We start from the raw sequence: 25870 nt of genomic DNA on the forward strand, positions 1-25870 counted from the left end.
CTTGCTGGCCTGAGCGCGGGTGTCATTGCCCTGGCTCGAACGGTTGCCCTGACGGTTGTCATTGCGCGAGCTCTGACGGCTGTCGTTGCGGCCTTCGCTGCGAGTGTCGTTACGAGACTCGTTGCGCGACTCCTGGCGGTTGCGACCGTTGCTGCTGCCGTTGCCGTTGCGACGACGATTGCCGTTGTTCTTGCCGTTGCCGTTGCGGCTATCGCTGTCATTGCTGCTGTCAGCGCTCTCTACCACGGCGGCGGGCGCTGCGGCAGGCGCTTCCGGTGCGGCAACCGGGGCAGGCGTGGTGTGGGACACGCTCTTGACGGCTGCTTCAGTACGCGCCGGCGGCTTGTCGAAGTTCGGATCCGGTTCCTTGCCGACTTCGGTCTCGACGGACAGCTCGAAGCTGGACTTGTCGGCACCGTCTTCATCGACGTGGTCGTCACGCAGACGCACGACTTCGTAGTGCGGCGTGTCGAGCTCCGGGTTCGGCAGCAGCACGACATTCACGCCCTGACGACGTTCGATGTCGAACAGCGTGGCGCGCTTCTCGTTGAGCAGGTAGGTCGCGACCGGCACCGGCAGGATGGCGCGGATCTGCGAGCTGCGCTCCTTCATGGCCTCTTCTTCGATCAGGCGCATGATGGAGAGCGCCATGGAACGCACGTCACGAATGGTGCCCTGGCCGTCACAGCGCGGGCAGACCACGCCGCTGGTCTCGCCCAGTGAGGGGCGCAGACGCTGACGCGACATTTCCATCAGGCCGAAGCGTGAGATACGACCGATCTGGACGCGAGCGCGGTCGATCTTGAGCGCGTCGCGCACACGATTCTCGACTTCACGCTGGTTGCGTGCCGGTGTCATGTCGATGAAATCGATCACCACCAGGCCGCCGATGTCGCGCAGACGCAGCTGGCGGGCGATCTCGTCGGAGGCCTCCAGGTTGGTCTGCAGCGCGGTTTCCTCGATATCACTGCCGCGGGTGGCGCGAGCGGAGTTGATGTCGATGGAGACGAGGGCTTCGGTGTGGTCGATGACGATGGCGCCACCGGAGGGCAGCTTCACTTCACGCTGGTAGGCGGTCTCGATCTGGGATTCGATCTGGAAGCGCGAGAACAGCGGCACGTCGTCTTCGTAGAGCTTGATCTTCTGCTGGTAGCTCGGCATCACCTGACGCACGAAGGACAGCGCTTCTTCCTGGACTTCCGGAGAATCGATCAGCACCTCGCCGATGTCATTGCGCAGGTAGTCGCGCATGGCGCGGATGATGACGTTGGATTCACGGTAGATCAGGAAGGGGGCAGGGCGGCTGGAAGCGGCCTTGGTCACCGCGTCCCACACCTGGGCCAGGTAGTCGAGGTCCCACTGCAGCTCTTCGGCGCTCTTGCCGATGCCGGCGGTGCGCACGATGACGCCCATCTTGTCCGGCAGGGTCAGGCTGTTCATCGCTTCCTTCAGCTGAGCGCGCTCTTCCCCCTCGATGCGGCGGGAGATACCACCGGCACGTGGGTTGTTGGGCATCAGCACGAGGAAGCGGCCGGCCAGACTGATGAAGGTGGTCAGGGCGGCGCCCTTGTTGCCACGTTCTTCCTTGTCGACCTGGACGATGACTTCCTGGCCTTCCTTGAGCACTTCACGAATGTTGGGACGGCCCTGGCCGGGGTCCTTGGAGAAGTACTCGCGGGAGATTTCCTTGAGCGGCAGGAAGCCGTGGCGCTCGGCGCCGAAGTCGACGAAGCAGGCTTCGAGGCTGGGCTCGATGCGGGTGATCTTGCCGCGGTAGATATTGGCTTTCTTCTGTTCGCGGGCGCCGGACTCGATGTCGAGATCGTAAAGGCGTTGTCCGTCGACCAGTGCGACGCGCAGCTCTTCCGGCTGGGTCGCGTTGATGAGCATCCGTTTCATGTCGTCTCGCTAGACTGGGCGTGCCGAAGGGCAGCCGCATTGTGCGTCGGCGACGAGGAACCGTTTTCCGCTTCGTGTTGTGCTCAGCGCATGTCGTGGAATGCGTTTTTCGCATGCAGGCAAGTCCGTGGACGGGCCACATGCGGCATGATCATGTTGAGTACTTGGAAGAGGCAGGACGTGTTGCGGGGATTTGTACTCCTCCGGCCCTGCGGTCTCTTCCCTAACACCTGGCATTTGCCGATTCATCGACGCCGGCCTTCGGCACGGATATCGAATGATTACCCGGGCTTCATGCCCGAGCGGTCTTGTGTCGTTGGCCCATGAATGACTGGGCGTCTTGCTGTCTTGCCTGCGCAGGCGGCTTTCGGGCTCCCGCGACATCATCTCGTGGAGTCTGCAACGAAGGCTCGAAGGGCGATTGCGCTGCGGCGCGCGGCGTCATGCGTTCCGCGCCCGCTGATACCGTCATCAGGTCCTGTGAGACCTGAGCGACATCGATGTTTTGCGTCAGCTGTTGGTCTGGCCACTGGCCGCGAATGACTGTCCTTGGGGCGGCCTTCGCTGCCTGTGATTGACAGGTGCGATGCGCGGGACAGCACGCTACCGACAGGGTAGATGACAACAGGGTGCTTGCGTGACCTGCACGGTGCTGATGTCGGTGCGCGTTGCTTCATTGCGGGCCATCTGACCCTCTCCGCCGGCGTGAAGCACCTTGTTGAAGTGCCGGGTGCGCCGTTTTTCCGGCCGCTGTGACAGGGCTGCGGAGACGATGATCGGGCATATAGAGAAGGCCCATCTCACTGCGCTCGAATATACCAGTAAAGGTATGTACCAGCAATTCAGCTGCCAGATCAAACGCTTCGCTACATCGCCCGAGATACGAGGCCCGGCGAGCCGCGGATGAGAGCGGCATATGGCACGATGATTCCCCATTGGTCGCATGACACCGTAGAATGACCGGTCTGAGTGCGCCCAGGCGCACGGCAACAAGATGAGCAGGCCGCGCGAAGGCGGGGCCGGAAAGGAGTGCGACATGGCCGAAGGCCAATCAGTCCAGTGGATCGAGGTTGCCCCGGAATTGGCCGGGCAGCGCATCGACAACTTTCTGCGTACCCGCCTCAAGGGCGCACCCAAGGCGTTGATCTATCGCATCGTGCGCAAGGGTGAAGTGCGCGTGAACAAGAAGCGCATCAAGGTCGATTACCGCCTGCAGGCGGGTGATCTGGTGCGGGTGCCGCCGCTGCGCCTCTCGCCGGAAGCCGCCGTGCAGGAAGTCAGTGACAACCTGCGCGAGGTACTGGCGGGCTGCATCGTGCGCGAGACGGATGACTTCATGGTCATCAACAAGCCCTCGGGGCTTGCCGTGCACGGCGGCAGTGGCGTCAAGATCGGCCTGATCGAGGCCATGCGCCAGATTCGCGCCGACCTGCCGTTCCTGGAGCTGGTGCACCGCCTGGACCGTGATACCTCCGGCTGCATTCTGCTGGCCAAGTCGCGGGCTGCGCTGTTGCAGCTCAATGCCGACCTCAAGGCCCACAAGATGACCAAGCTGTATCTGGCGCTGGTCGAGGGGCGCTGGGATTCACGCCGCGATTACGTCAATGCGCCTCTGGAGCGCTACGACGGTGGCAATGGTGAGCGGCGGGTGCGCGTCGATGAGGCCGGCAAGACGGCCAGCACCCGCTACGCGGTGCGTGAGGCCTATCCGAGCATGACGCTGGTCGAGGCCGAGCCGATTACCGGGCGTACCCACCAGATCCGCGTGCACTCGGTGCATGCCGGGCACCCGCTGCTCGGCGATACGAAGTACGGCACCGAGCGCGGCAATGCCCTGGCGAAGAAGGTCGGACTCGAGCGCCTGTTCCTGCATGCCGCCCAGCTCAGCTTTCCTGATCCGATCGACGGGCGAACCGTCACCGTGCGCGCGCCGCTGGACAAGCGGATGAAGCGCGTCCTCGCCACTGCCAGAGAGCTGGGAGCTCGTCATGACTGATCTCACCGCAGGACTGCCGCAACCGCGCTATCGCCTGGTCATCTTCGACTGGGATGGCACCCTGATGGATTCCGAGGCGCGCATCGTCGACTGCCTGCAGGCGGCCTCGCTGGCGACAGGCATGGGCGAGCTGCCTGCCCATGCGGCGCGCGACATCATCGGGCTCGGGCTGCCCGAAGCCATGGAGCGCCTGTTCCCGGGGGCGACGGTCGAGCAGTGCGAGGCGCTGGTCGCGGCCTACAAGGCGCATTTCGTGGCGGTCGATACCACGCCGCTGGACTTCTTCCCCGGTGTCGAGGCCGGCATCCAGCGTCTGCGTCGCCATCCCGAGCAGCTGCTGGCCGTCGCGACGGGCAAGAGCCGGCGCGGGCTGGACCGCATGTTCACGGCCCATGACTGCGGTGACTGGTTCCATGCCTCGCGCACCGCGGACCTGACGCTGTCCAAGCCGCACCCTCGCATGCTCGAGGAATTGCTGGCCGAGCTGAACGTTGAGGCGCATGAGGCGCTGATGGTCGGCGATACCGAATATGATCTGGAAATGGCGCGTGCCCTTGGCATGCACAGTGTCGGTGTCGACTACGGCGTACACAGTGTGCCGCGTCTTGAGGCCTGTGCGCCGCAGCGCATCGTCTCGCATTTCGATGAATTGATGGATTGGCTGTACGTGGCCAGGTAACGGCCGCGATCGCCCAGCACAGGAGCAGCAATCGATGAGTGACAGGCCGCAGGATCCCTGGCGTGAAGGCGCGGGTGGCAAGGACGAGAGCGAAGCGGGCTTGAGCGGGCCGGGCATGAGTGGGCAGGGTATGAGTGGACAGGGCGCGGCTGACGCCTCCGACCGTGAAGTGAACTGGCAGGCGCGCGAGCGCACCGCGCAGCTCGAGATGATGGACCGCTGGGTGCAGGGCGTAGTCACCGAGCAGCGTCGTTCGCGGCGCTGGAAGCTGTTCTTCCGCTTCCTGTTCGCCTTGCTGTTCATCGCCTCGATCGCGACCTCGGTGACTCTGTTCACGCTCGGCAGCCAGCCAGCGGCGCTGCCCGGCGAGCAGCATCTGGGCGTGGTGCGCGTGAAGGGCGTGATCGAAGCGGATGGCGAAGCCAACGCCGAGCGCATCATCAAGGGGCTGCGCGCGGCCTGGGAGTCACCGGCCTCCGTGGCGGTGGTGCTCGACATCAACTCGCCCGGTGGCAGCCCGGTGCAGTCCCGGCGCGTCTATGACGAACTGATGCGGCTGCGCGAGCGGGGCGACAAGCCGGTGATCGCGGTGATTGAAGACCTGGGCGCCAGTGGTGCCTATTACATGGCGGCCGGCGCCGGTGAGATCATCGCGGCACCCTCGAGCCTGGTGGGCTCCATCGGCGTGATTTCCTCAAGCTTCGGGCTCAAGGGGCCGATGGAGAAGCTGGATATCGAGCGTCGCGTGTTCACGGCGGGAGACAACAAGGCGTTTCTTGATCCGTTCTCGGAAATCTCGCCGGACCAGCGTGCCTTCTGGCAGAGCGTGCTGGCCACGACGCACCAGCAGTTCATCGCGGCGGTCAAGGCCGGGCGCGGTGAGCGCCTCAAGGACGATCCCGAGCTGTTCTCGGGGCTGATCTGGACTGGTGAGCAGGCGCGGGGGCTGGGGCTGGTCGATCGTACCGGCACGCTGGAAGAGCTGGCGGCGGAGCTGACGCCAGAGGCGGAGCTGCACGATTACACGCCGCGTCAGGACCCCTTCGAGCGCTTCACGCGGCGCTTCGCTGGTGTGATGGCCAGTGCGATGGGGCTCGAGACGACGGTGTCGCCGGTCAGCTACCGCCTGCCCTGGTAGGCGAGTCAGGGCCGCAGCCCTCGTCGCTCAGGGCTGCGGTGTCTCTCAGGCCTACGGTATCTCTCGGGGGCGCGGCGCCACTCAGGAGCGCGGCGCATCCAGCAGAGGGTCGACGCCTGCCTCGCGCAGCAGTTCGCACAGGCGAATCAGTGGCAGGCCGATCAGGCTGTTGGGGTCACGCCCCTCGAGACGCTCGAAGAGCGTGATGCCCAGGCCTTCCATGCGGAAGCTGCCGGCGCTGTCGAGGGGGCGTTCGCGCTCGACGTAGCGTTCGATCTCGGCGCTGGTCAGGGAGCGGAAGACGACCTCGTGGTCTTCATGACAGACCCAGTGACGCGCGGATTGGGTGTCGATCAGCGCCAGACCGGTCACGAAGCGCACGCGACGTCCGGAGAAGCGCGCCAGCTGGGCGCTTGCGGCTGACAGATCCGCCGGCTTGCCCAGTATCTCGCCTTCGAAGACGGCGACCTGATCGCTGCCGATGATCAGGTGGTGGGAGTAGGCGTCCGCCACGGCGTTGGCCTTGCCGAGTGCCAGACGATGGACCAGTGTCTCGGCACTTTCTGCGCGTCGCGGCGTCTCATCGATACTGGGGGCTGTCCAGGTGAAGGGCAGCCCGAGGCGTTCGAGCAGTTCACGACGCCAGCGTGAGCTGGACGCCAGGACCAGTGGAGTCATCATGGCTCTCCCGTCGGGGCGCGTTGCGGGCATTGGCTGGGCGGCGCGCGGCAAGTATATGAAAAACAAGGGCTGCAGGATGCCGTAAATCCTCTCGGCATTGAAGCGTCAGGCGCGTACAATCGCGCGCTGGACGTGTAGCCCAGTGTCAGTTGTCGCATATCGACGTGAAAGCGTGATGGTGAGGGGGCTGGCAAAAGCAACAAGTTGCTCATGCATTTTGACACCGGGAGGGGGAATCCCTATTATGGCGCGCCTATGTTGACCACAAGACTGCCGACCAAGGTCGAGCCCTACCGGCTGGCGTCAGCGGGTAAACGCCTTGAAGGCGTGATTCCACTGGCGAACATGCCCCGTGTTGTTGAGGCCATCGGTGCTCAGGAAGGGGACGTCAGCGTCTCCATGACCTTTGACATCGACACTCAACGTCGCAGCTTCATCGAAGGCTCCATCGCCTTCGAGGCAAGTCTGCTATGTCAGCGTTGTCTGGGACCCACCGAGCCGGAGCCGCTTTCCAGCGAGTTCCTGTTGGGTCTGGTGACCAGCGATGCGCTGGCAGCGCAGCTGCCCGGTGAGTACGAGCCGGTAGTGGTGGAAAACGAACAGCTGGATCTCCTGACAGTGATCGAGGATGAAGTGCTCCTGGTCCTGCCGCAGGTGGTCTACCACGAGGAGGCCGATTGTGCCGTCTCTCGCGACCAGCTGGCCAGCGGTGTGGAACCCGAGGCCTCGGACGCACCCGCTGTGAATCCATTCAGTGTGCTTCGCACCCTGAAGGACAAGCACTGAACTCAATTTGTCGACAAGATTGGAGTAATCCCCATGGCAGTTCAGCAGAACCGCAAAACTCGTTCCAAGCGTGGCATGCGTCGTAGCCACGATGCCCTGACTGCACCGACCCTGTCCCAGGACAAGGAAACCGGTACAGTTCACCTGCGTCACCACGTCTCTGCCGACGGTTTCTACCGTGGCCGCAAAGTCGTTGATGCATAAGGCATTGATGCAGCGCGCGGCGTAACGCCGTGCGTATCGCCATCGATACGATGGGCGGGGACTTCGGTCCCCGCGCTACGTTACGGGGCACGGCCAGTGCGCTGTTGCGAGACTCGCAACTCAGCGCCATCCTGGTCGGCCCGCAGCATCTACTGGATGCCGAGTTAGACTCCCTCCCTGCTTCACTCTCCCGTGTTCGTGATCGCCTTCAGACACTCGCTGTCGACGGCATTGTCGCGTCTGATGCTCGCCCGTCCCGCGTCCTGCGCAGTCGCGAGCCCAGCAGCATGTCTCAGGCCCTGGGCCTGGTGGCGAACGGCCAGGCGGATGCCTGTGTCAGTGCCGGCAATACCGGCGCCTTGATGGCGCTGGGCATGCGCGAAGTGGGAAGGGTGAAAGGGGTGGAGCGACCTGCCATCTGTGCCGCGGTGCCCACGCGCGGCGCGCGCGCCTGCAGCCTGCTGGATCTCGGCGCCAACGTCGATGTCGCACCGCATCACCTGCTGGCGTTCGCCCGCATGGGCGCGATGCGCAGTCGCCTCATCGACGCGGTCGAGCGTCCACGAGTGGGGCTGCTCAACGTGGGGGTCGAGTCGGTCAAGGGGACTGCGCAGGTGCAGGAAGCGCACGCCCTGCTGGCTGGCAGCGAGTCGGATTTCGACTACCTTGGCTTTGTCGAGGGCGGCGACCTCTTCTCCGGCAAGGTAGATGTGGTGGTCTGTGACGGCTTCGTCGGCAATGTCGTGCTCAAGAGCAGTGAAGGGCTCGCGCAGATGCTGTCGGCACAGCTGGGGGCGACCCTGGCGGCCAGCTGGCGCACGCGCCTGATGGCGTGGCTGGCGCGCCCGGCGCTGACACGACTCTCGCGTGAACTGGACCCGGTGCGCTATAACGGCGCCAGCCTGCTGGGCCTGGCGAGCGTGGTGGTGAAGAGCCACGGCGGCGCGGCGGCGGAAGGCTTTGCCTTTGCCGTCACGCGCGCGGCCAGCGAGGCTCGCGAGCAGTTGCCCTCGCGCCTGGCGCAGGCCCTGGAAGGCACATACTCACGCTGAATGAGTAAATTGGTCTGATTTGTTCCTGTTGGGGTCGAGCTTCGGCGCACACGGTGCGACAATGCCAGCGCTTCGCGGCCGGGCGGTGAAGGCGGACGGGAATCAGGGGCAGGCAGCTCCTGCAGGAAGCCCCCGCAGGACAGCAGCATGACGTAAATGACAGGAAGCAGGCTTTCCCCTGGCAGAAGCGTGAGACACGACAGTGGTCGTCTCGCTTGCGAGCCAGTGGAAATCGGGTTTCTTGACCCGTGTCAGTCCCACCTGAACAGATGGAAATGGTGACAGCAATGACAGATTCCCTGGCCCTCATCTTCCCGGGACAGGGCTCCCAGCAGGTCGGCATGCTGCGGGAGCTGGCGGAGCGCTATAGCGTGGTCCGCACTACCTTCGAGGAAGCCTCTGACGCGCTGGGGCGCGATCTCTGGCACCTGACACAGGAAGGCCCGGCGGAGGAGCTCAATCGTACCGAGCTGACCCAGCCGGCGCTTCTGACCGCCAGTGTCGCCATCTGGCGCGTCTGGCAGGAGCTGGAAGGCCCGCGCCCGGCGCGCATGGCCGGTCACTCCCTGGGTGAATACAGCGCCATGGTCTGCGCTGGCGTGATCGGTTTCGCCGAGGGCGTCAAGCTGGTCAATCTGCGCGGCGAAGCCATGCAGACTGCCGTGCCGCAGGGCCAGGGCGCGATGGCGGCCATTCTCGGTCTCGAGAATGCCCAGGTCGAAGCCGCCTGTGCCAGTGCGGCACAGGGTGAAGTGGTCGCGGCAGTCAACTACAATGCGCCGGGACAGGTCGTCATCGCCGGTGGCACCGCTGCCGTCGAGCGTGCCATCGCGGCATGTCAGGAAGCGGGTGCCAAGCGCGCCATGCCGCTGCCGGTGTCGGTACCGTCGCATTGTGATCTGATGCGTCCGGCGGCCGACAAGCTGGCCGAGGCGATGAATGCCATCGATTTCCGTGCGCCGCGCTATACCGTCATCCAGAATGTCGATGCCAAGGCGCATGACGATGTCGAGACACTGCGTCAGCGTCTGATCGAGCAGCTCTATCAGCCGGTGCGCTGGACCGATTGCGTCAATGCCATGTTCGACAGTGGCGCGCGCAGCTTCATCGAATGCGGCCCGGGCAAGGTGTTGACCGGCCTTGGCAAGCGCATTCAGCGTCAGGCACGTGGCCTGGCCGTGAATGATCCGGATAGCCTGGAAGCGGCGCTGGAACTTGCCCGCGAGACCGCTGCCGAACAGAATCAGTAAGCTCGTGGCTGGCCCATCTGGCCGGCCATGTGACTTGGATCAGCCAACTCAGGACTCAAGATGACGAGCGAACGCAGAATCGCACTGGTGACCGGTGCCAGTCGTGGCATCGGCCAAGCCATCTCCCGTGAACTCGGCCGTCAGGGCCGTATCGTGATCGGTACTGCCACCAGCGAGAAAGGGGCAGCGGCCATCGGCGCTGACCTCGAGGCGCACGGTATCGAAGGCGCGGGCATGCTGCTCAACGTCACCGATCAGGCCAGCGTCGACGCCGTGCTCAAGGAAATCGGCGAGCGCTTCGGCGCCCCGACCATTCTGGTCAACAATGCCGGCATCACGCGTGACAACCTGTTGATGCGCTTGAAGGAAGACGATTGGGACGCGGTGCTCGACACCAATCTCAAGTCGGTCTTCCGTGTCAGCAAGAGCTGCCTGCGCGGCATGACCAAGGCGCGCTTCGGCCGCATCGTCAACATCTCGTCCGTGGTCGCGACCATGGGCAACCTCGGTCAGGTCAACTATGCTGCCGCCAAGGCAGGCATGGAAGGCTTTGCCCGCTCGCTGGCGCGCGAAGTCGCGTCACGCAATATTACCGTCAACTCAGTGGCGCCGGGCTTCATTGCCACTGACATGACTGAAGCATTGCCGGAAGCGCAGCACGAAGCGTTGCTCGGCAACATCCCGCTGGCGCGCCTTGGCCAGCCGGAAGAGATTGCTGCGGCAGTCGGCTTCCTGACCAGTGATGCAGCAGGCTACATTACCGGTGAGACGTTGCAGGTGAACGGTGGCATGAACATGCGCTGAACCCCACGCAGGGACGTGGTTGCGTCCTTTTGGGGTGGCCTATAAACTACGCCCAGCTTTTTCGAGCTGCGGATTCCGTACCACTAGGAGTGATTGTTAAATGAGCACCATTGAAGAACGCGTCAAGAAGGTTGTGGCTGAGCGCCTGAACGCCAAAGAAGAAGAAATCCAGAACTCTTCCTCTTTCACTGAAGACCTGGGCGCCGATTCCCTGGACACCGTCGAGCTGGTGATGGCTCTTGAAGAGGAATTCGATACTGAAATTCCTGACGAAGAAGCAGAGAAGATCACCACCGTGCAGGAAGCTATCGATTACATCGTCAACCACCAGTAAGGTGTGTTGAAGCGATCACGGAGCAACCTGTTGCTCATGGTCGTGATGCAATTGTCTGTACGTTCAAGAGCCGCACTGTTCCTCAGTGCGGCTCTTGTCGTTCAGGGATGTGCTGCGCAATGCCGCGCCGACAGGGCGCGCATTGCCTGGTGGTAGGCGGTGGGCTTCGTGACAAATGTCCCCTTGTGGCAAGTGTCGGAATTCCTTCGTGAAAGTGGCCAGAAAAGCGCTTGAAAACCGACTGCCCACGCATGGCCAGGTTTCTGTATAATGCGCTCAATTACCGTCCGGGCGTCCATGGCCCTGGCGTGCCAATTCGATAGTTTTGGAGGAGACACGATGCCTCGCAGAAGGGTAGTGGTAACAGGTCTTGGCCTGGTAACCCCGGTCGGGAATACCGTCGAGGAAAGCTGGAGCAACATCAAGGCGGGCAAGAGTGGCATCGCGGCCATCGAGCATTTCGATGTCAGCGGTTTCAATACCCGTTTCGGTGGCTCCATCAAGGACTTCGATGTGGGTCAGTACCTGAACCCGAAAGAGGCCCGCAAGATGGACCTCTTCATCCAATACGGTATCGCGGCGGCCCACCAGGCCATCACCGACTCCGGCATTGAATGCACCGAAGACAACGCCGAGCGCATCGGTGTCGCCATCGGTTCCGGTATCGGCGGCCTGCCGATGATCGAGCACAACCACAAGGCGCTGGAGAAGGGCGGTGCACGTCGCATCTCGCCGTTCTTCGTGCCGGGCTCCATCATCAACATGATCTCCGGCAATCTGGCGATCCAGTTCGGTTATCGTGGTCCGAACATCGCGATCACCACCGCCTGTACCACCGGGACGCACAACATCGGTTACAGCGCACGTACCATCGCCTATGGCGATGCCGACGTGATGGTGGCCGGTGGCGCCGAGATGGCGACCACGCCGCTGGGTCTGGGTGGCTTCTCCGCAGCGCGTGCGCTGTCGACCCGCAACGATGATCCGCAGGCGGCCAGCCGTCCGTGGGACCGTGACCGCGATGGCTTCGTGCTGTCCGACGGCGCCGGTGTCGTCGTGCTGGAAGAGTACGAGCACGCCAAGGCGCGTGGCGCGACCATCTACGCCGAGGTGCTCGGGTTCGGCATGTCCGACGACGCTCACCACATGACGGCGCCGCCCGAAGACGGCCGTGGTGCGGCCGCCGCGATGCGCAACGCCATCCGTGATGCCAAGCTCGAGCCGAGCCAGATCGACTACATCAATGCCCACGGCACCTCCACCAATGCCGGCGACAAGGCGGAAAGCCTCGCCGTCGAGTCGGTGCTGGGTGACGCGGCACGTGATGTGGCGGTCAGCTCCACCAAGTCGATGATCGGTCACCTGCTGGGCGCTGCCGGCGCGGTCGAGGCCGTGTTCTGCGTGCTGGCGATGCGTGACCAGATCGCGCCGCCGACCATCAACCTGGACAACCCGGCCGAGGGCTGCAATCTCGATTACGTGCCCAACGTCGCACGTGACATGAAGATCGAGTACACCCTGTCCAACTCGTTCGGCTTCGGTGGCACCAACGGCTCGCTGGTGTTCGGCAAGCTCAAGGACTGATCACACGCTTTCGTGTTCTCTCTCCTCAGACGCGCTCCCATCCGGGGGCGCGTTTGTCTGTGGGGTGTCACCTGCCTTGCGTATCGTGTCCGCAACCGTTCTCTGGAGGGCTGTATCGATGACGACTGATGCCTCTGGCAGCAAGAGCTCAGATGACCGGGCCTCTGATGAAAGGAGCGCTTACGACAAGCGCTCTCTTGCGGCGCTCGCCGCCGATCTGCCCAGTGATGACCGTGGCCTCGCCTATGGCGAGGGCGTGTTCGAGACGATCCTGGTGCGTGAGGGCCAGCCGCAGCTGTGGTCCTGGCACGAGGCGCGCCTGACGCGCGGTTGTCAGCGGCTGGGAATTGCGGCGCCTTCGTCAGCTGAGCTGGCGGGCTGTCTGGCGGTCTGCCAGGGCGAGGGGCTTGAAGTGCTCAAGCTGATCGTCACCGGCGGCTCCGGCGGGCGGGGCTACAGGGCACCTGAGTCACCGGAGACGCGCTTGCGGGCACGTGCGACGCCTTTTGCGGTCAATCAGCAGGCGCGGCGTGGCATCACGGCGCGGGTTTGCGAGCTGCGTGTGGCCGAGCAACCGGCACTGGCGGGGCTCAAGCACCTCAACCGGCTCGAGAACGTGCTGGCGCGCCGTGAGTGGAGCGACACGGCCATCAGCGAGGGCCTGTTGCTCAATGCGCAGGGCGAGCTGATCGAGGCCACCAGCATGAATCTGGCCTGGTATCGTGACGGGCGCTGGTTCACGCCGTGTCTTGATCGTGCCGGTGTCGAGGGCACGCTGCTGGCGGCGCTTGAGGCCGAGATGACGTTCGAGCGAGTGCGCGAGGGGCTTGAGTCACTCGCGTGGGCCGAGCAGGTCGTCGTCATGAATTCCGTGCAGGGCGTCTGGCCGCTGCGCACCCTGCTCAAGCCCGATGGCGCGATTCTGGCTGAGTGGAAGGATGAGGCGCATCCGGCGCTGGACGAGTTGAATCACACTGTCGCGCGCTTGCTGGGCGAGCCCGCGAACTGACGGAAGACGACGAGTGTCAGCAGGCATGCCTGTGCGGTCGTCGCCTTCGCCATGAAGACTGGAAACCTGATTATGCGAGTGTTCAAGATCCTCCTGATGCTGGTAGTGCTGGCCGTGGCTGCGGGTGTGGTGGGCTTTCGTTATTGGCAGGCGCAGTTGCTGTCACCGTTGGCGATCGAGAAGGAACAGCTGTTCGAGGTGCCCAAGGGCGCCAGCCTGACCAGGGTCGTGGGCGAGCTCGAGTCACAGGGCATCATCGAGGCGAGCTGGCCGTACAAGGTGTGGTCGCGCCTCGAGCCTGAGGCCGTCAATGGCCTGCGCGCCGGTGAATTCCGTCTCACGCCGGGCTTGAACGGCCGTGAGCTGGTGGCGCTGCTGTCCAGTGACGATGTGGTCAGCTATACCTTGACCGTGCCGGAGGGCTGGACCTTCGCCCAGATGCGCACTGCCATGGACGCCTCGCCCAAGCTTGAGCACACGACTCGCGACATGAGCGATGAAGAGTTGATGGCGGCCGTCGGTGCCGAGGGCGAGAAGCCGGAAGGGCGCTTCTTCCCGGACACCTACCGCTATCACAAGGGCATCAGCGACCTCTCGCTCTACAAGCAGGCCTATAGCCGCATGAGCAAGACGCTGGAGGAAGTCTGGGCCGGGCGTGACGACGACCTGCCGATCACCAGCGCCTACGAGGCGCTGATCATGGCGTCACTGATCGAGCGCGAGACCGGCGCGCCGGAAGAGCGCGACGAGATCGCCGGCGTCTTCAAGCGTCGCATGGAGCGTGGCATGCGCCTGCAGACCGACCCGACCGTCATCTATGGCCTGGGCAAGGACTATGATGGCTCGTTATCGCGTGCCGACCTGCGCAAGCCGACGCCCTGGAATACCTATGTGATCACCGGTCTGCCGCCGACGCCGATCGCGATGCCCGGGCGCGCCGCGCTGGAAGCGGCGGTGCACCCCAAGGAAGGCGATACCTACTACTTCGTCGCCAAGGGTGAGGGCAGGCATCACTTCTCGCGCACGCTGCGCGAGCACAACAATGCCGTGCGCCGTTATATTCTCAATCGGTAATGCGTGGCGAATGAGCTGAAACCCGTGTGGCGAACAGGGTCTGCCATGCTGCACGGGGCTTTCGTCGCGAGTCATCTGCTGTCTGAATCAGGAAACATCATGTCTTCACGTCCGAGCGCATCAAGCACGACGTCTTCTCGCCACGCCGCCAGCGCGGCGGCCACCCAGGCTTCGCCCGCTGGTCGCTTCATCACGCTGGAAGGCGGTGAAGGCGTCGGCAAGAGCACCAATGTCGCCTTCGTGGTCGCCGAGCTCGAGGCGCATGGCCTCGAGGTCGTGCGCACGCGTGAGCCGGGTGGCAGCGAGCGAGCGGAAGCCATTCGCCAGTTGCTGCTGGACCCGGCGCCGGCCGAGTCGCTGAGTGATGATGCCGAACTGCTGTTGATGTTCGCCGCGCGTGCCCAGCATCTGGCCGCGACCATTCGCCCGGCGTTGGCGCGCGGTGCCTGGGTGGTGTGCGATCGATTCACCGACGCGACCTTTGCCTACCAGGGCGGTGGCCGCAACCTGCCGCTGGCCGATATCTCGGCGCTGGAATCCCTGGTGCAGAAAGGCTTGCAGCCGGACCTGACCCTGCTGCTGGACATGCCGGTCGAGGCGGCGCGTGGCCGTCTGGCCGCTCGCCGCGCCGAGACCGGTGAAGGCGCCGACCGCATCGAGCAGGAAGCCGAGCAGTTCTTCGAGGCGGTGCGTGTCGGCTATCACATGCGTCGTGATGCCGACCCCGAGCGCTTTGCCACCATCGACGCCGGTCAGTCGCTCGAGGCCGTGCAGGCCGATATCGCGGCGGTACTGGCGGCTCGCGTGGCGGCCTGGCAGGCGAACACTGCCACGGATGAGCAGCCATGAGTGCTTCAGACGTCAGCAGTGGTGTCACGCTTTCGAGCTTCTCACCGCTGCCGTGGCAGCATTCGCTGTGGCAACACTTCACCGCGGTACACGACAACGGTCGCCTGCCGCATGCGGTGATGCTCAGCGGGCCATCGGGGCTTGGCAAGCATGAGCTGGCCGATGCGATGATCGCCCGCGTGCTGTGTCGCACCGCCCAGGGCAAGCCCGGCGCGGCGGCCTGTGGTGAATGTCATGGCTGTCATATGCTGGCGGCCGGGCATCACCCTGATCTGATGGCGGTCGCGCCGCAGGATGTCGGCAAGATGATCCGCATCGACCCGATCCGTGAGGTCAATCGCTTCGTCTCCCAGACGGCCCAGCAGGGCGGCTACCGCGTCATCCGGCTGCAACCGGCGGAGTCGATGAACATCGCCTCGGCCAACGCCTTGCTCAAGAGCCTCGAGGAGCCCGGTGCCAATACGCTGTTCATTCTGCTCAGCGACATGCCGTCACGGGTGCTGCCGACCATCCGCTCGCGCTGTCAGCAATGGCCGTTGGTGATTCCGCCGGCCGAAGAGAGCCTGCCGTGGCTCACGCAGCAGCTGGGCGAGGATGCTCAGGCCCTGCTGCGCATGGCGGGCGGTCTGCCGCAGCTGGCGGTGCGTCTTGGCGAGGCGGAGCAGCGTCAGCTGCGTCAGGCCTTGCGCGAGCTGTTCGATGCGCTGGTGCGCGGTGGTGAGCCGGTGGCCGAGGCGTGGCGACTGGAGCGCCAACCGCTGGCGCAGGTGCTGTGGTACGGTATTGCCTGGCTGGAAGACCTGATTCGCATGGGCCTGTCCGGCAACGCCAGTGACCTGCGTGACCCCAGTCTCGAGCCGCTGCTGAGACAGGCGGTCAAGAACGGGCGCACCCAGGACTGGTTCAAGCTGCTGGACTTCGCCCGCGAGCAGCGCCGTCTGCTGGCCGCGGGCGGCAACCCCAACCCACAGCTGGTGCTGGAAGCCTGGCTGGTGCGTTGGGCCGCCTTGCTGCGCTCCTGAATGCGCAGCTGGCTTTTTCTGGCGTGATGGTCCGAGTGAAGGTCTGAGCGAAGAGCCGAGGAAAGGGCTGAGCGATGCCCGCGTGGAAAGCCACGAGGCTGCGCGAGGCAAGGCGGGCAGGCTAGACTGAAGCCAGCCAGGCCGCTTGCTCGCCTTGCGTCAGATAACAGCAGGCAATGGCCGAAGAATACGCATTGATACGCAGCGTGAGCCCTCATGTGAGCGCTGACGCTCGTCACGGGACTGCATGTGCCGGGAGACCGGCCGGAGGTGAAGGATGGATACCGCTCCACAGCAAGGCCAGAAGGCGCTCTCGCTGACCATTCGTGATCAGAAGACCCTGTTGGCCGCCTACATGTCGACCCTCGTGCGCGGCGGCATCTTCGTGCCGACCACCGAGCGCTACACCATGGGCCAGGAGGTCTATCTGCTGCTGACCCTGCCTGAGGAATCCGAGCGCATTCCGGTCACCGGGCGCGTGGTATGGATTTCTCCGCAGGGCGTCAGTGGCCGGCGCACTGCCGGGATCGGCATCCACTTCAGTGAAGAGGACCGCCAGGTGCGCGATCATATCGAGAACCACCTGGCCGGCATGCTCGGCAAGGGTCACGCGACCTATACGCTGTAGCGCGAGCGCAGCGTCGCTTCATCATCTCGACCGGCAGTGCCATGGGCGCCCGCCGGTCGAGCACGTTTTTCGCCGCGCAGCGCGTGGCCATCAGTAGTGAGAGTTCCGGATGTTTGTCGATTCGCATTGCCACCTTGATCGTCTGAAACTGGAAGAGCACGGCGGCAGCCTCGAGGCTGTGCTGGACGCCGCGCGCGCCCGTCACGTGCACCAGTTTCTCGCCATTGCCGTCACGCTCGACGATGTGCCCGAGATCTCGGCCATCGCCCAGCAGCATGAGGATGTGGTGATTTCCGCCGGTGTGCATCCGCTGCATCAGGTCGACCCGGAACCCACGGTCGAGGACATCAAGAAGTGCGCCGAGCGCTTCGGCGCGGTGGCCATCGGCGAGACCGGTCTCGATTATCACTACGAGAGCGTCAGCCGCGAGCTGCAGTACGAGCGCTTCACGCGCCATCTGATCGCCGCGCGTGAGCTCGAGCTGCCGGTGATCATCCACACCCGCGAAGCGCGCGAAGACACCCTGGCGCTGATCAAGCAGCACACGGACCCCGCTGTCGGTGGCGTGCTGCACTGCTTCACTGAAGATCTCGACATGGCGCGCGTCGCGGTGGGCCACGGCTTCATGGTCTCCATCTCCGGTATCGTCACCTTCCGCAACGCCGAACACGTCCGCGAGCTGGCACGCGCCATCCCGCTGGACCGCCTGCTGATCGAGACCGACAGCCCCTATCTGGCGCCGGTGCCGTACCGTGGCACCTCCAATGTGCCGGGCAATGTGGTCGAGGTCGCCGAATGCATCGCCACCGAGCGCGGCATCACCGTCGATGAGCTGGCGATGCAGACCACCGCCAACTTCTATCGTCTGTTCCGCGCCGCTGCGCCGGAAGCGCCGGACAACGTTCGCGAAGCGCTGGCCAGCAGCGGTATGCTCATCGATTGAGCGTGATGCCCCGCATGATCTGACCACCAGGGAGGGAACGTCATGAATCCAGCCGCCATCCTCACCCAGCTGGGCGACAAGGCCACCAGCGGCAAGGCATTGCCGCCGGTGGATCAATGGCACCCGGCGCATTGTGGCGAGATGGACCTCGTCATCTGCGCCGACGGGCGCTGGATGCACGAGGGCACGCCCATCGGCCGTGCGCGGCTGGTGCACATGCTGTCGCGTGTCCTGCGCCGCGAGCCCGATGGCAGCTACTGCCTGGTCACGCCGGCGGAGAAGGTCACCATCCAGGTCGAGGACCGCCCCTTCCTGGCGGTGGACTGCTCCCGCGTCGAGAGTGATTCTGCGCCGGCTGAGCTCGGTCAGCCAGAGCCCGGTCAGCCAGAGCCCGGACAGACAGAGCCTCGGCCGGACGTCTGGCAGCTGGTCACCGATCAGGGCGATGTCGTGCGGCTGGAAGGGGAGACCTGCCTGACGCTGAGTGAGACGCCGGACGGCCTGTGGCTACCGGAAGTGCCGGTGCGCTTCGGCCTTGCCGCGCGCCTGCACCGCAATCTCTACTATCGGCTGCTCGAGAGCGCCGAGACGCATGAGCAGGAAGACGGTAGCCTGACACTCGGCTTCATGAGCGGCGGGCGCTTCCAGATTCTGGGGCAGCTGGCGGCCGATGAGGTCGAGGCCTGAACCTGTCTGAGCCTTTTTGAGCCTGCCGCCTTCCGCTCTCTCTTTCGTATGCCCCTCGCGTTCTGCTTCGCTCCTTTTCTCTCGCCGTCAGCCATTGCAGGTCTTCATGTCGTCACCACTTCCTCCCATCGAGCCCGACAGCACCGCAACCTCCGGGCCAGACGTTGCAGCATCGCCACTGGCGCTGGCCGTCGATCAGCTGACGCAACGGCTGACGGATCAGCAGCGCGCCGTGGTGGCGCATCGTGGGAGGCATGCGCGGGTAGCGGCGGTGGCGGGCTCCGGCAAGACCACCACGCTGGTGGCGCGGGTGCTGAGCCTGCTGGCGGAAGGCATTGCGGCTCAGCGGATTCTGGTGCTGATGTTCAACCGTTCGGCGCGCGAGGACTTCGTCGCCAAGCTGGCGCAGTCGGCCCCGCCGGGCACACGGCTACCCGACATTCGCACCTTCCACTCCATCGGCCATCGCCTGACTACCACCCTGGTGCGCTGGGGCAGCCTCGAGCCGCGCGAACTCATCCAGCAGGACTGGGCGTTGGAGCGTCTGCTCAAGCAGGCCGCCCAGCGTGCGCTGGGCGATGCCGATCGCGCCGATCGTGAGGCAGCGCTCGAGGGCGAGCGTCTCGAAGCGCTCGCCCAGTTCTGTGATCTGGTCAAGGCCGAGATGTGCGAGCCGACGCTGCTGTATGAGCGCATGAATCTCGGCGAGCACACCGGCCACTTCGTCGAGTCCTTCGCTCAGCTGGAGCAGCTGCTCGAGCAGTACGGCCAGATGACCTATGCCGATCTGCTCTACCGGCCGCTGCGTCAGCTGGAGAAGGAGCCCGAGACTCGTGCGCGCATCCAGGGGCATCTGCAGCACGTCATCATCGATGAGTATCAGGACATCAATGAGGCGCAGCAGCGCATGCTGGCGCTGCTGGCGGGTGCGCCGTCCGGCGGCGAGTCGTCGCCCGCAGCCTCCAGCGCCATGGCAGAAGTCATGGCCGTGGGCGATGCCAACCAGTGCATCTACGAGTGGCGTGGCGCGCGGCCTGACTACATGCTGACGCGCTTTGCCGAGAGCTTCGCCGCGCCGCTGGATTTCCCGCTCAGTTACACCTTTCGCCACGGTCATCGTCTGGCGCTGGCGGCCAATCACGCCATCGCCGCCAATGCGCGCCGCCCGGACCAGCTGTGTCTGGCCGCGCCCGGCACGCCGGCGACGCGTTTGTTCGAAGGCCAGGGCGCCGCCAGTCTGGTCGCGGCGCTCACGGCCTGGCGAGAGTCGGGTCGCAGTGGCGCCGAGGCCGCCGTGCTGGTGCGCAGTTGGGCGCTGTCGGTACCGGTGCAGTTGCAGCTGCTCAAGGCCGGCATTCCCTTCCGGCTGGGGCAGGGGGATCGCTTCGTGTTCCGTCTGCCGCTGGTGCAGGCGCTGGCGGGCTATCTGGAGCTGGCGCGTGATGCCACGCGTCTGCGCGACCCGGCGCACCTGCTGCTGCTGTTCACCCAGCCCACCGCCTTCGTCGCGCGCGAGCGCCTCGAGCGCCTGTGTCAGCAACTAGCCGACAGCCAGCGCTGGCCACGCAAGGAAGACCCTATCCTCGAGGGGCTCAAGCCGCTGCAACGCCGCAACCTGCACAAGCGCTGGAAGCTGTTGTGTGATCTGCCCTCGCTGGGCGATTGGGCGCCCGCGCGGCTGCTGCGTCATGTGGTCGATGAGCTGGAGGCCGACAAGGTGCTGCGCCGCGCCGCGGCCCGGCGTGACAAGGGCGAGGAGGATGTGCGCCTGCTGGATGTGCTGATCGAGCAGGCAGGGGAACTGGCCAATGACCCCGACGCCTTCATCAATCTGCTGCGCAATCCGGTCGAGGACGCCGCCGACGGCGTGCTGATCACCACGGTGCACGGGGCCAAGGGGCTGGAGTGGCCGCTGGTGGGGCTGTGGGGCATGAACGAGGAAGACTTCCCGGCCTACTCGCGTGACAACCCGCTGTCGCCGGAGCGCCTCGAGGAGGAGCGACGCCTGTGCTATGTCGGCGTGACGCGTGCCCGCGAGCAGCTGCACCTGTGGCGTGACGGCGGCACGCATACGCCAAGCCGCTTCCTGGCCGAGCTGTGCGTGGAGGACTGCACCCGCCTCGGCGACTGGATTCACGGTGCCGGCAAGCGCGCCAAGCTCGCCCGTCTGCAGGCCGAGGACGGCGATGAGGCCTCCCGCGAGTCAGCGGACGGAAGCGACGAGCGCCTGCGTGTGGCGGCGCCGGCACTTGGCGAGGCCTATCTGGCGCGGCTGCCTCTGGCACGTCACGGCATCACGCCGCCGACGCTGGAAGCGCTGCCGAAGAAGGTCGCCAAGTCCCCGGGCAAGCCGGCCAGCAAGTCGACTGCGCAAGGCCAGTCCAGCTCGGGCGGCACCTATGCTCGCGGCGCTCGACAGGGCAATCGCTCTCCACGCGGCGAGCCGGCCGTGCTGCGACGCGTCGGTGATTGGGAGGTCGGTCAGCGCTTGCGTCACGAGAGCTTCGGTGAGGGGGTGATCGAAGAGGTCTCCGGCAATGAGGCCAATCCGCTGATCGAGGTGCGCTTCGCCGATGGCAACAAGCGCCGCCTGATCGCCACGCGTGCCCCGCTGACAGCCTTGTGACCCTTGTGACCCTTGTGACAATGGACTTGAGACTCGGGCGACAAGGCAGCGCGATTGCCAAGCCTTGCGCCGAGCACCATCATGCCTGCAGCGCATCTTCGTCTGCCTGAAAAGGAGTTCCCATGGCTCAGTATCCTGATCCTGCCGCATTGGCGGCAGCCTCCGTCTCCGCCTCATCGCTGTTGGTGCCGGACCAGCGCCAGGCGCCCCTGATCGATGCCAGCCAGCTGGTGACCCAGCTGGCGATGGCGGGCCTCAAGTCGCCTGTGGTGCTGGATTGCCGTGCGCGTCTCGACGATGGGGAAGCCGGCGAGCGTCTGTGGCGTGAAGGCCATCTGCCGGGTGCCATCCATGTCGATATGGACCGTGATCTGTCGGCCGCCGTGCGCGAGGACGGCGTGGGCGGGCGGCATCCGCTGCCGTCACATCAGGCGACGGCCGAGCTGTTCCGCCGCCTCGGCATCACGCCCGAGCAGCAGGTGGTGGTCTATGACGACATGGGCGGGCAGATGGCGGCGGCGCGGCTGTGGTGGATGCTGACCTGGGCCGGGCATCCGGATGTGAGGGTGCTGGATGGCGGAATCCAGGCCTGGAATCAGGCCATGGGCGAGCTCAAGCGTGCGCCTGCCCAACCGGTGAGCCCCACACCCAGCGACTGGCAGCCGAGCTTTGATGACAGCCTGCTGGTCAGCGCCCAAGAGGTGGCCGTTACGGATGACAGCTTGCTGGATGCCCGGGCCGAGGCGCGTTTTCGCGGTGAGCAGGAGCCGGTCGATCCGGTGGCAGGCCATATCCCCGGGGCATTCTGCCGGCCGACCCCCAGCAATCTGGAAGCCAATGGCCGCTTCAAGGACCGCATGAGCCTGATGCGTGAGCTGCGCAGCCTGTTGCCGGCGCAGGGTGAGGTGATCGCCTATTGCGGTTCCGGTATCAGTGCCTGCCAGAACATCCTGGCCTTCGCGATCGCGGGGCTGCCGCTGCCGCGCCTGTATGCCGGCTCCTGGAGTGACTGGATCAGTGATCCCGCGCGTCCGGTCGCCACCGGTGAGGCCAGCGAGAAGTAGACGCACGCGCCAGTGCGATGACGGCTTCACAAATGACAACGCCCGCCAGAGAAACCTCTGGCGGGCGTTGTCATTTGTGGGGCGCTTTACCTGACTCTTTGCGTGCGTGCTTACGCTTGCGACTTGGGCTCCGCGGCGGGCTTGCGCGAATCGAAGCGTTCCAGCAGGGCGGCGTTGGCGCAGTTGCCCATCACGTTGAGGGCGGTGCGCAGGCCATCGGTGAAGCGGTCCACCCCGGCGACCACGGCCACGCCTTCCAGCGGCAGCCCTGCCGCGCCCAGCACGGTGGTCATCGCGACCAGCCCCGCACCCGGCACGCCAGCCGTCGAGAAGCTGACCAGCAGGCCGGTGGTGAACACGGTGATCACCAGCGAGGTGGTGACATCGATGCCGAACAGCTGCGCCACGAACAGCGCATTGAAGCCCTGCAGCACGGCGGCACCGTCACGCTTGAGGGCAGTCCCGAAGGGCAGCGCGAAGCTGGCCAGGGATTCATTCATGCCGTAGTCGCGGGCATTGCCCAGCGCCAGCGGCAGGGTCGCGCCGGAGCTTGCGGTACCGAAGGCGAAGCCCAGGCTCTGGCCGAAGTGGCGCACGAAGGCCAGCGGGCGGGCACCGGTGACGGCCAGCAGCACCAGATAGAGCAGTGCCATCAGCGCCAGCGCGATGATCAGGCCGATCACGTACATGCCCAGGCGCAACAGCAGGTCCAGCCCCTGGGTGGCGATCACCGAGGTGATCAGTGCGAAGACCCCCACCGGCGCCAGCTTGAGCACGAAGGACAGCACCTTGAGGCTGACGGTGTAACCGCTCTCGATCACGTGATGCAGCGGCGCGCTTTCCTTTGGCAGGGCGCGCATCGCCAGCCCGATCAGGGCGGCCGCGAAGATGACCTGCAGCAGGCCGCCGCCACCCAGCGCGGTGAAGGGGTTGTTGGGCACCAGGCCCACCAACCACTGGGCGATGCTGTCGGCGTTGCGACCTTCAGGTGCTGAATCCACCAGGCTCTCGGCGCCGCTGCCCGGCGTCAGCCAATGCGCGACCAGCATGCCCAGCGTCAGTGCCACGGCGCTGGTGACCACATAGCTGCCCAGCAGGCGTCCGGCATGGCGACCGACGTCGGCGCCACCTTCGCGGTTGGTCAGGCTCATGATCAGTGCGCCGAACACCATCGGCACCACCACGAATTGCAGCAGGCGCAAGAAGATCTGACCCACCGGCGTCAGCAGGTGGCTGTCGAGCCAGGCGACGCTGCCTTCGGGCAGAGCGCCTGCCCCGGCGTTCAGGGCAAGGCCGCTGAGAATGCCCAGCCCCAGGGCGAGCAGTATCTGGCGTGTGACGGACATGGTGGCTCCGAAGCGATGGCGTGAGTCTGAATTCGAGGGAGGCTAATGTGCTACCGAGAAGCTGTTATATCAACAATCGCTTTGAGATTGTTTTGGAATAAAACAAGAAGCACTTACGGGGCGCAAGGCTTCCGCGCCTGCGGCGCTGAGGAATGAGGAGGGCCAGACACGACAACGCCGCCACGGCAGGGCAGTGGCGGCGTTGTCAGCTGGCGGGCAGCAGGGGCTTACATGTTGGGGTAGTTGGGGCCACCGCCGCCTTCCGGCGCGACCCAGGTGATGTTCTGCGCCGGGTCCTTGATGTCACAGGTCTTGCAGTGCACGCAGTTCTGGAAGTTGATCTGGAACTGCGGCTCACCGGCTTCCTCGACGATCTCGTAGACACCGGCCGGGCAGTAGCGCTGGGCGGGCTCGGCGTAGCGCGGCAGGTTGTCACGCACCGGAAGCTCCGGGTCGGACAGGCGCAGGTGGCACGGCTGGTCTTCCTCGTGATTGGTGTTGGAGAGGAACACCGAGGACAGCTTGTCGAAGGACAGCTTGCCGTCCGGCTTGGGGTACTCGATCTTGGTGCACTCAGCCGCCGGGCGCATGCGCGCGTAGTCCGGCGTGGTGTCATGCAGGGTCGGCAGGCGGCCGCCCGTCAGCTGGTCGAGGAAGTTGTAGGCGCCGCCGAGGAAGGTGCCGTACTTGTGCATGGCCGGGCCGAAGCTGCGCGAGGCGTCCAGCTCTTCATAGGCCCAGCTGTCCTTGAAGCGCTTGCCGAAGTCGACCAGGTCTTCACCGCCTTCGTCACCGCCCTTGATGGCGTCGAACACGCTTTCCGCCGCCAGCATGCCGGACTTCATCGCGGTGTGCAGACCCTTGATCTTGGCGAAGTTGAGGGTGCCGGCGTCACAGCCGATCAGCAGGCCGCCCGGGAAGCTCATCTTGGGCAGGCAGTTGAGGCCGCCCTTGGCAATGGCACGCGCCCCGTAGGAAACCCGCTTGCCGCCCTCGAGATGGCGGGCCAGGGTCGGGTGCTGCTTCATGCGCTGGAATTCATCGAAGGGCGACAGGTACGGGTTGTCGTAGGCGAGATCGACAATCAGGCCCACCACCACCTGCTGGTCATCGGTGTGATAGAGGAAGAAGCCGCCTTCGGCGTTGCCCTTGAGCGGCCAGCCGCTGCCATGCACCACCAGTCCCGGCTGGTGCTGTTCGGCGGGCACATCCCACAGCTCCTTCAAGCCGATGCCGTAGTGCTGGGCGTCCGCTTCGCTGTCGAGCGAGAAACGCGAGATCAACTGCTTGCCCAGGTGGCCACGGCAGCCCTCGGCGAACAGGGTGTACTTGCCGCGCAGCTCCATGCCCGGCATGTGGCCATCCTTCTCGCTGCCATCGGCGGCCACACCCATGTCACCGACCACGATGCCGCGCACCGTGCCATCCTCGCCATGCAGCACTTCCTGGGCGGCGAAGCCCGGAAAGATCTCGACGCCCAGCTCCTCGGCCTGCTCGCCCAGCCAGCGGGTCAGATTGCCGGCGCTGATGATGTAGTTACCATCGTTGTGCATGGTCCTGGGAACCAGTGCATTGGGGATGACCTGCGCTTTCTGGTCATCCTTGAGCAGCACGACCTCGTCACGGGTGACGGCCGTCTTGAGCGGTGCGCCGCGTTCGGCCCAGTCGGGGAACAGCTCGGTCAGTGCACGCGGTTCGAGCACGGCGCCGGACAGGATGTGCGCGCCGACTTCAGAACCTTTCTCGACCACGCAGACCGTCAGCTCCTTCTCGGCCGCGTTGGCCTGCTGCATCAGTCGGCAGGCCGCCGCCAGGCCGGAAGGGCCGGCACCGACGATGACCACGTCGAAATCCATGAATTCGCGTTCCATGACCCGTCTCCTCAATCTTTGCGCCGTCAGGGCCCCGCGGATCCGGCGGGGCGGGCGTGTCACGAACGACCACAGTCGTTCGCTGGGCAGTGAACCTCCGGCGTGGCGTGCGTCAGGGCACGACTCGTCGGAGTGAAAATAGGGGTGCGACTCACGCTGGTACGCCATGTCCTGCACGGACGATCGGCCGCTCGACACAAGGCGCTGGCGCGAAGCAGCCGCATAGCATGCCGCAACAGTAGCATTTAAAACGACCGTTTGTTTATTATGCTTGGGTCTGACGTAATAGCCACCGGGGGCGTTGCAGGAAATCGCCCGATGGGTTTCACGCTCGGGCGTGTTGA

General features: G+C 65.0%; 22 protein-coding genes and 1 pseudogene. 19 read left to right on the forward strand and 4 right to left on the reverse strand.

Annotated features, from left to right (window positions below; translation table 11 throughout):
* Positions 1-54: 54 nt before the first annotated feature.
* Positions 55-1899 (reverse strand): annotated as a pseudogene (gene rne, locus U0O11_RS17615) (ribonuclease E); the annotation flags it as partial.
* A gap of 1036 nt (positions 1900-2935) precedes the next feature.
* On the opposite strand from rne, the gene U0O11_RS04405 reads away from it, so the two are divergent.
* From U0O11_RS04405 to U0O11_RS04415, 3 genes are read left to right on the forward strand one after another with little or no spacing between them, the layout of a single operon-like run.
* The gene (locus U0O11_RS04405) at positions 2936-3895 is read left to right on the forward strand and encodes an RluA family pseudouridine synthase (RefSeq protein ID WP_054555007.1); all 960 of its coding nucleotides are present in this window, start codon (positions 2936-2938) and stop codon (positions 3893-3895) included.
* Positions 3888-4574, forward strand: a complete 687-nt coding sequence (locus tag U0O11_RS04410) for an HAD-IA family hydrolase (RefSeq protein WP_225347691.1) — start codon at positions 3888-3890, stop codon at positions 4572-4574. Before U0O11_RS04405 ends, U0O11_RS04410 begins: the two co-directional genes overlap by 8 nt.
* Positions 4575-4608: 34 nt before the next feature.
* Positions 4609-5712, forward strand: coding sequence for a S49 family peptidase (locus U0O11_RS04415; protein ID WP_324691870.1), 1104 nt, complete (start codon positions 4609-4611; stop codon positions 5710-5712).
* A gap of 81 nt (positions 5713-5793) precedes the next feature.
* Here U0O11_RS04415 and U0O11_RS04420 read toward each other — a convergent pair whose 3' ends face one another.
* A complete protein-coding gene (locus U0O11_RS04420) occupies positions 5794-6390 on the reverse strand; it encodes a Maf family protein (protein WP_225347693.1) in 597 nt (198 codons plus the stop codon).
* Between the two features lie 258 nt (positions 6391-6648).
* Here U0O11_RS04420 and U0O11_RS04425 point away from each other — a divergent pair, with 258 nt between their 5' ends.
* The 16 genes from U0O11_RS04425 to U0O11_RS04500 all read left to right on the forward strand — a co-directional run bounded on the left by U0O11_RS04425 (position 6649) and on the right by U0O11_RS04500 (position 22309).
* Positions 6649-7179 (forward strand): YceD family protein, encoded by a 531-nt coding sequence (locus U0O11_RS04425; protein ID WP_107335333.1) that lies wholly within the window; start codon positions 6649-6651, stop codon positions 7177-7179.
* A gap of 33 nt (positions 7180-7212) precedes the next feature.
* Positions 7213-7383 carry a 50S ribosomal protein L32 gene (gene rpmF, locus U0O11_RS04430; RefSeq protein ID WP_065392644.1) on the forward strand — a complete coding sequence of 57 codons (171 nt, stop codon included), beginning with the start codon at positions 7213-7215 and terminating at the stop codon, positions 7381-7383.
* A gap of 29 nt (positions 7384-7412) precedes the next feature.
* A complete protein-coding gene (gene plsX / locus U0O11_RS04435; RefSeq protein WP_192838427.1) occupies positions 7413-8435 on the forward strand; it encodes a phosphate acyltransferase PlsX in 1023 nt (340 codons plus the stop codon).
* A 287-nt stretch (positions 8436-8722) separates the two neighbouring features.
* Positions 8723-9685 carry an ACP S-malonyltransferase gene (gene fabD / locus U0O11_RS04440; protein WP_043331894.1) on the forward strand — a complete coding sequence of 321 codons (963 nt, stop codon included), beginning with the start codon at positions 8723-8725 and terminating at the stop codon, positions 9683-9685.
* A gap of 60 nt (positions 9686-9745) precedes the next feature.
* Positions 9746-10489 (forward strand): 3-oxoacyl-ACP reductase FabG, encoded by a 744-nt coding sequence (gene fabG, locus U0O11_RS04445; RefSeq protein ID WP_043331893.1) that lies wholly within the window; start codon positions 9746-9748, stop codon positions 10487-10489.
* A 100-nt stretch (positions 10490-10589) separates the two neighbouring features.
* Positions 10590-10823 (forward strand): acyl carrier protein, encoded by a 234-nt coding sequence (acpP, locus tag U0O11_RS04450; protein ID WP_024950601.1) that lies wholly within the window; start codon positions 10590-10592, stop codon positions 10821-10823.
* A gap of 339 nt (positions 10824-11162) precedes the next feature.
* A complete protein-coding gene (gene fabF, locus U0O11_RS04455) occupies positions 11163-12407 on the forward strand; it encodes a beta-ketoacyl-ACP synthase II (RefSeq protein WP_043331892.1) in 1245 nt (414 codons plus the stop codon).
* Positions 12408-12525: 118 nt separating this feature from the next.
* Complete coding sequence (gene pabC / locus U0O11_RS04460) at positions 12526-13416, forward strand: aminodeoxychorismate lyase (RefSeq protein WP_225347694.1); 891 nt, start codon at positions 12526-12528, stop codon at positions 13414-13416.
* A gap of 72 nt (positions 13417-13488) precedes the next feature.
* Positions 13489-14490, forward strand: a complete 1002-nt coding sequence (mltG, locus tag U0O11_RS04465) for an endolytic transglycosylase MltG (RefSeq protein ID WP_225347695.1) — start codon at positions 13489-13491, stop codon at positions 14488-14490.
* A gap of 99 nt (positions 14491-14589) precedes the next feature.
* Positions 14590-15339, forward strand: a complete 750-nt coding sequence (tmk, locus tag U0O11_RS04470; RefSeq protein ID WP_213113336.1) for a dTMP kinase — start codon at positions 14590-14592, stop codon at positions 15337-15339.
* On the forward strand, positions 15336-16361 hold the full coding sequence (locus U0O11_RS04475) for a DNA polymerase III subunit delta' (protein WP_054555003.1): 1026 nt from the start codon (positions 15336-15338) through the stop codon (positions 16359-16361). Before tmk ends, U0O11_RS04475 begins: the two co-directional genes overlap by 4 nt.
* 277 nt (positions 16362-16638) lie before the next feature.
* A complete protein-coding gene (locus tag U0O11_RS04480; RefSeq protein ID WP_043331891.1) occupies positions 16639-16989 on the forward strand; it encodes a PilZ domain-containing protein in 351 nt (116 codons plus the stop codon).
* 109 nt (positions 16990-17098) lie between these two features.
* Entirely contained in the window at positions 17099-17932 is an 834-nt protein-coding gene (locus U0O11_RS04485) for a TatD family hydrolase (RefSeq protein ID WP_225347696.1), read from the forward strand.
* Positions 17933-17974: 42 nt separating this feature from the next.
* Positions 17975-18619, forward strand: coding sequence for a DUF1285 domain-containing protein (locus U0O11_RS04490; RefSeq protein WP_225347697.1), 645 nt, complete (start codon positions 17975-17977; stop codon positions 18617-18619).
* 106 nt (positions 18620-18725) lie between these two features.
* Positions 18726-21245 (forward strand): ATP-dependent helicase, encoded by a 2520-nt coding sequence (locus U0O11_RS04495; RefSeq protein ID WP_225347698.1) that lies wholly within the window; start codon positions 18726-18728, stop codon positions 21243-21245.
* 122 nt (positions 21246-21367) lie between these two features.
* Positions 21368-22309, forward strand: coding sequence for a sulfurtransferase (locus tag U0O11_RS04500; RefSeq protein ID WP_225347699.1), 942 nt, complete (start codon positions 21368-21370; stop codon positions 22307-22309).
* 110 nt (positions 22310-22419) lie between these two features.
* Here the strand turns inward: U0O11_RS04500 and U0O11_RS04505 are convergent, their stop codons facing one another.
* Together U0O11_RS04505 and U0O11_RS04510 are read right to left on the reverse strand one after the other, a co-directional pair.
* Positions 22420-23655, reverse strand: a complete 1236-nt coding sequence (locus tag U0O11_RS04505; protein WP_225347700.1) for a dicarboxylate/amino acid:cation symporter — start codon at positions 23653-23655, stop codon at positions 22420-22422.
* Positions 23656-23882: 227 nt separating this feature from the next.
* Entirely contained in the window at positions 23883-25526 is a 1644-nt protein-coding gene (locus U0O11_RS04510; RefSeq protein WP_153635265.1) for an electron transfer flavoprotein-ubiquinone oxidoreductase, read from the reverse strand.
* Between the last annotated feature and the right edge of the window lie 344 nt (positions 25527-25870).

Origin of the sequence: Cobetia sp. D5 (genome assembly GCF_035666195.1) — a bacterium.
Lineage (GTDB): Bacteria > Pseudomonadota > Gammaproteobacteria > Pseudomonadales > Halomonadaceae > Cobetia > Cobetia amphilecti.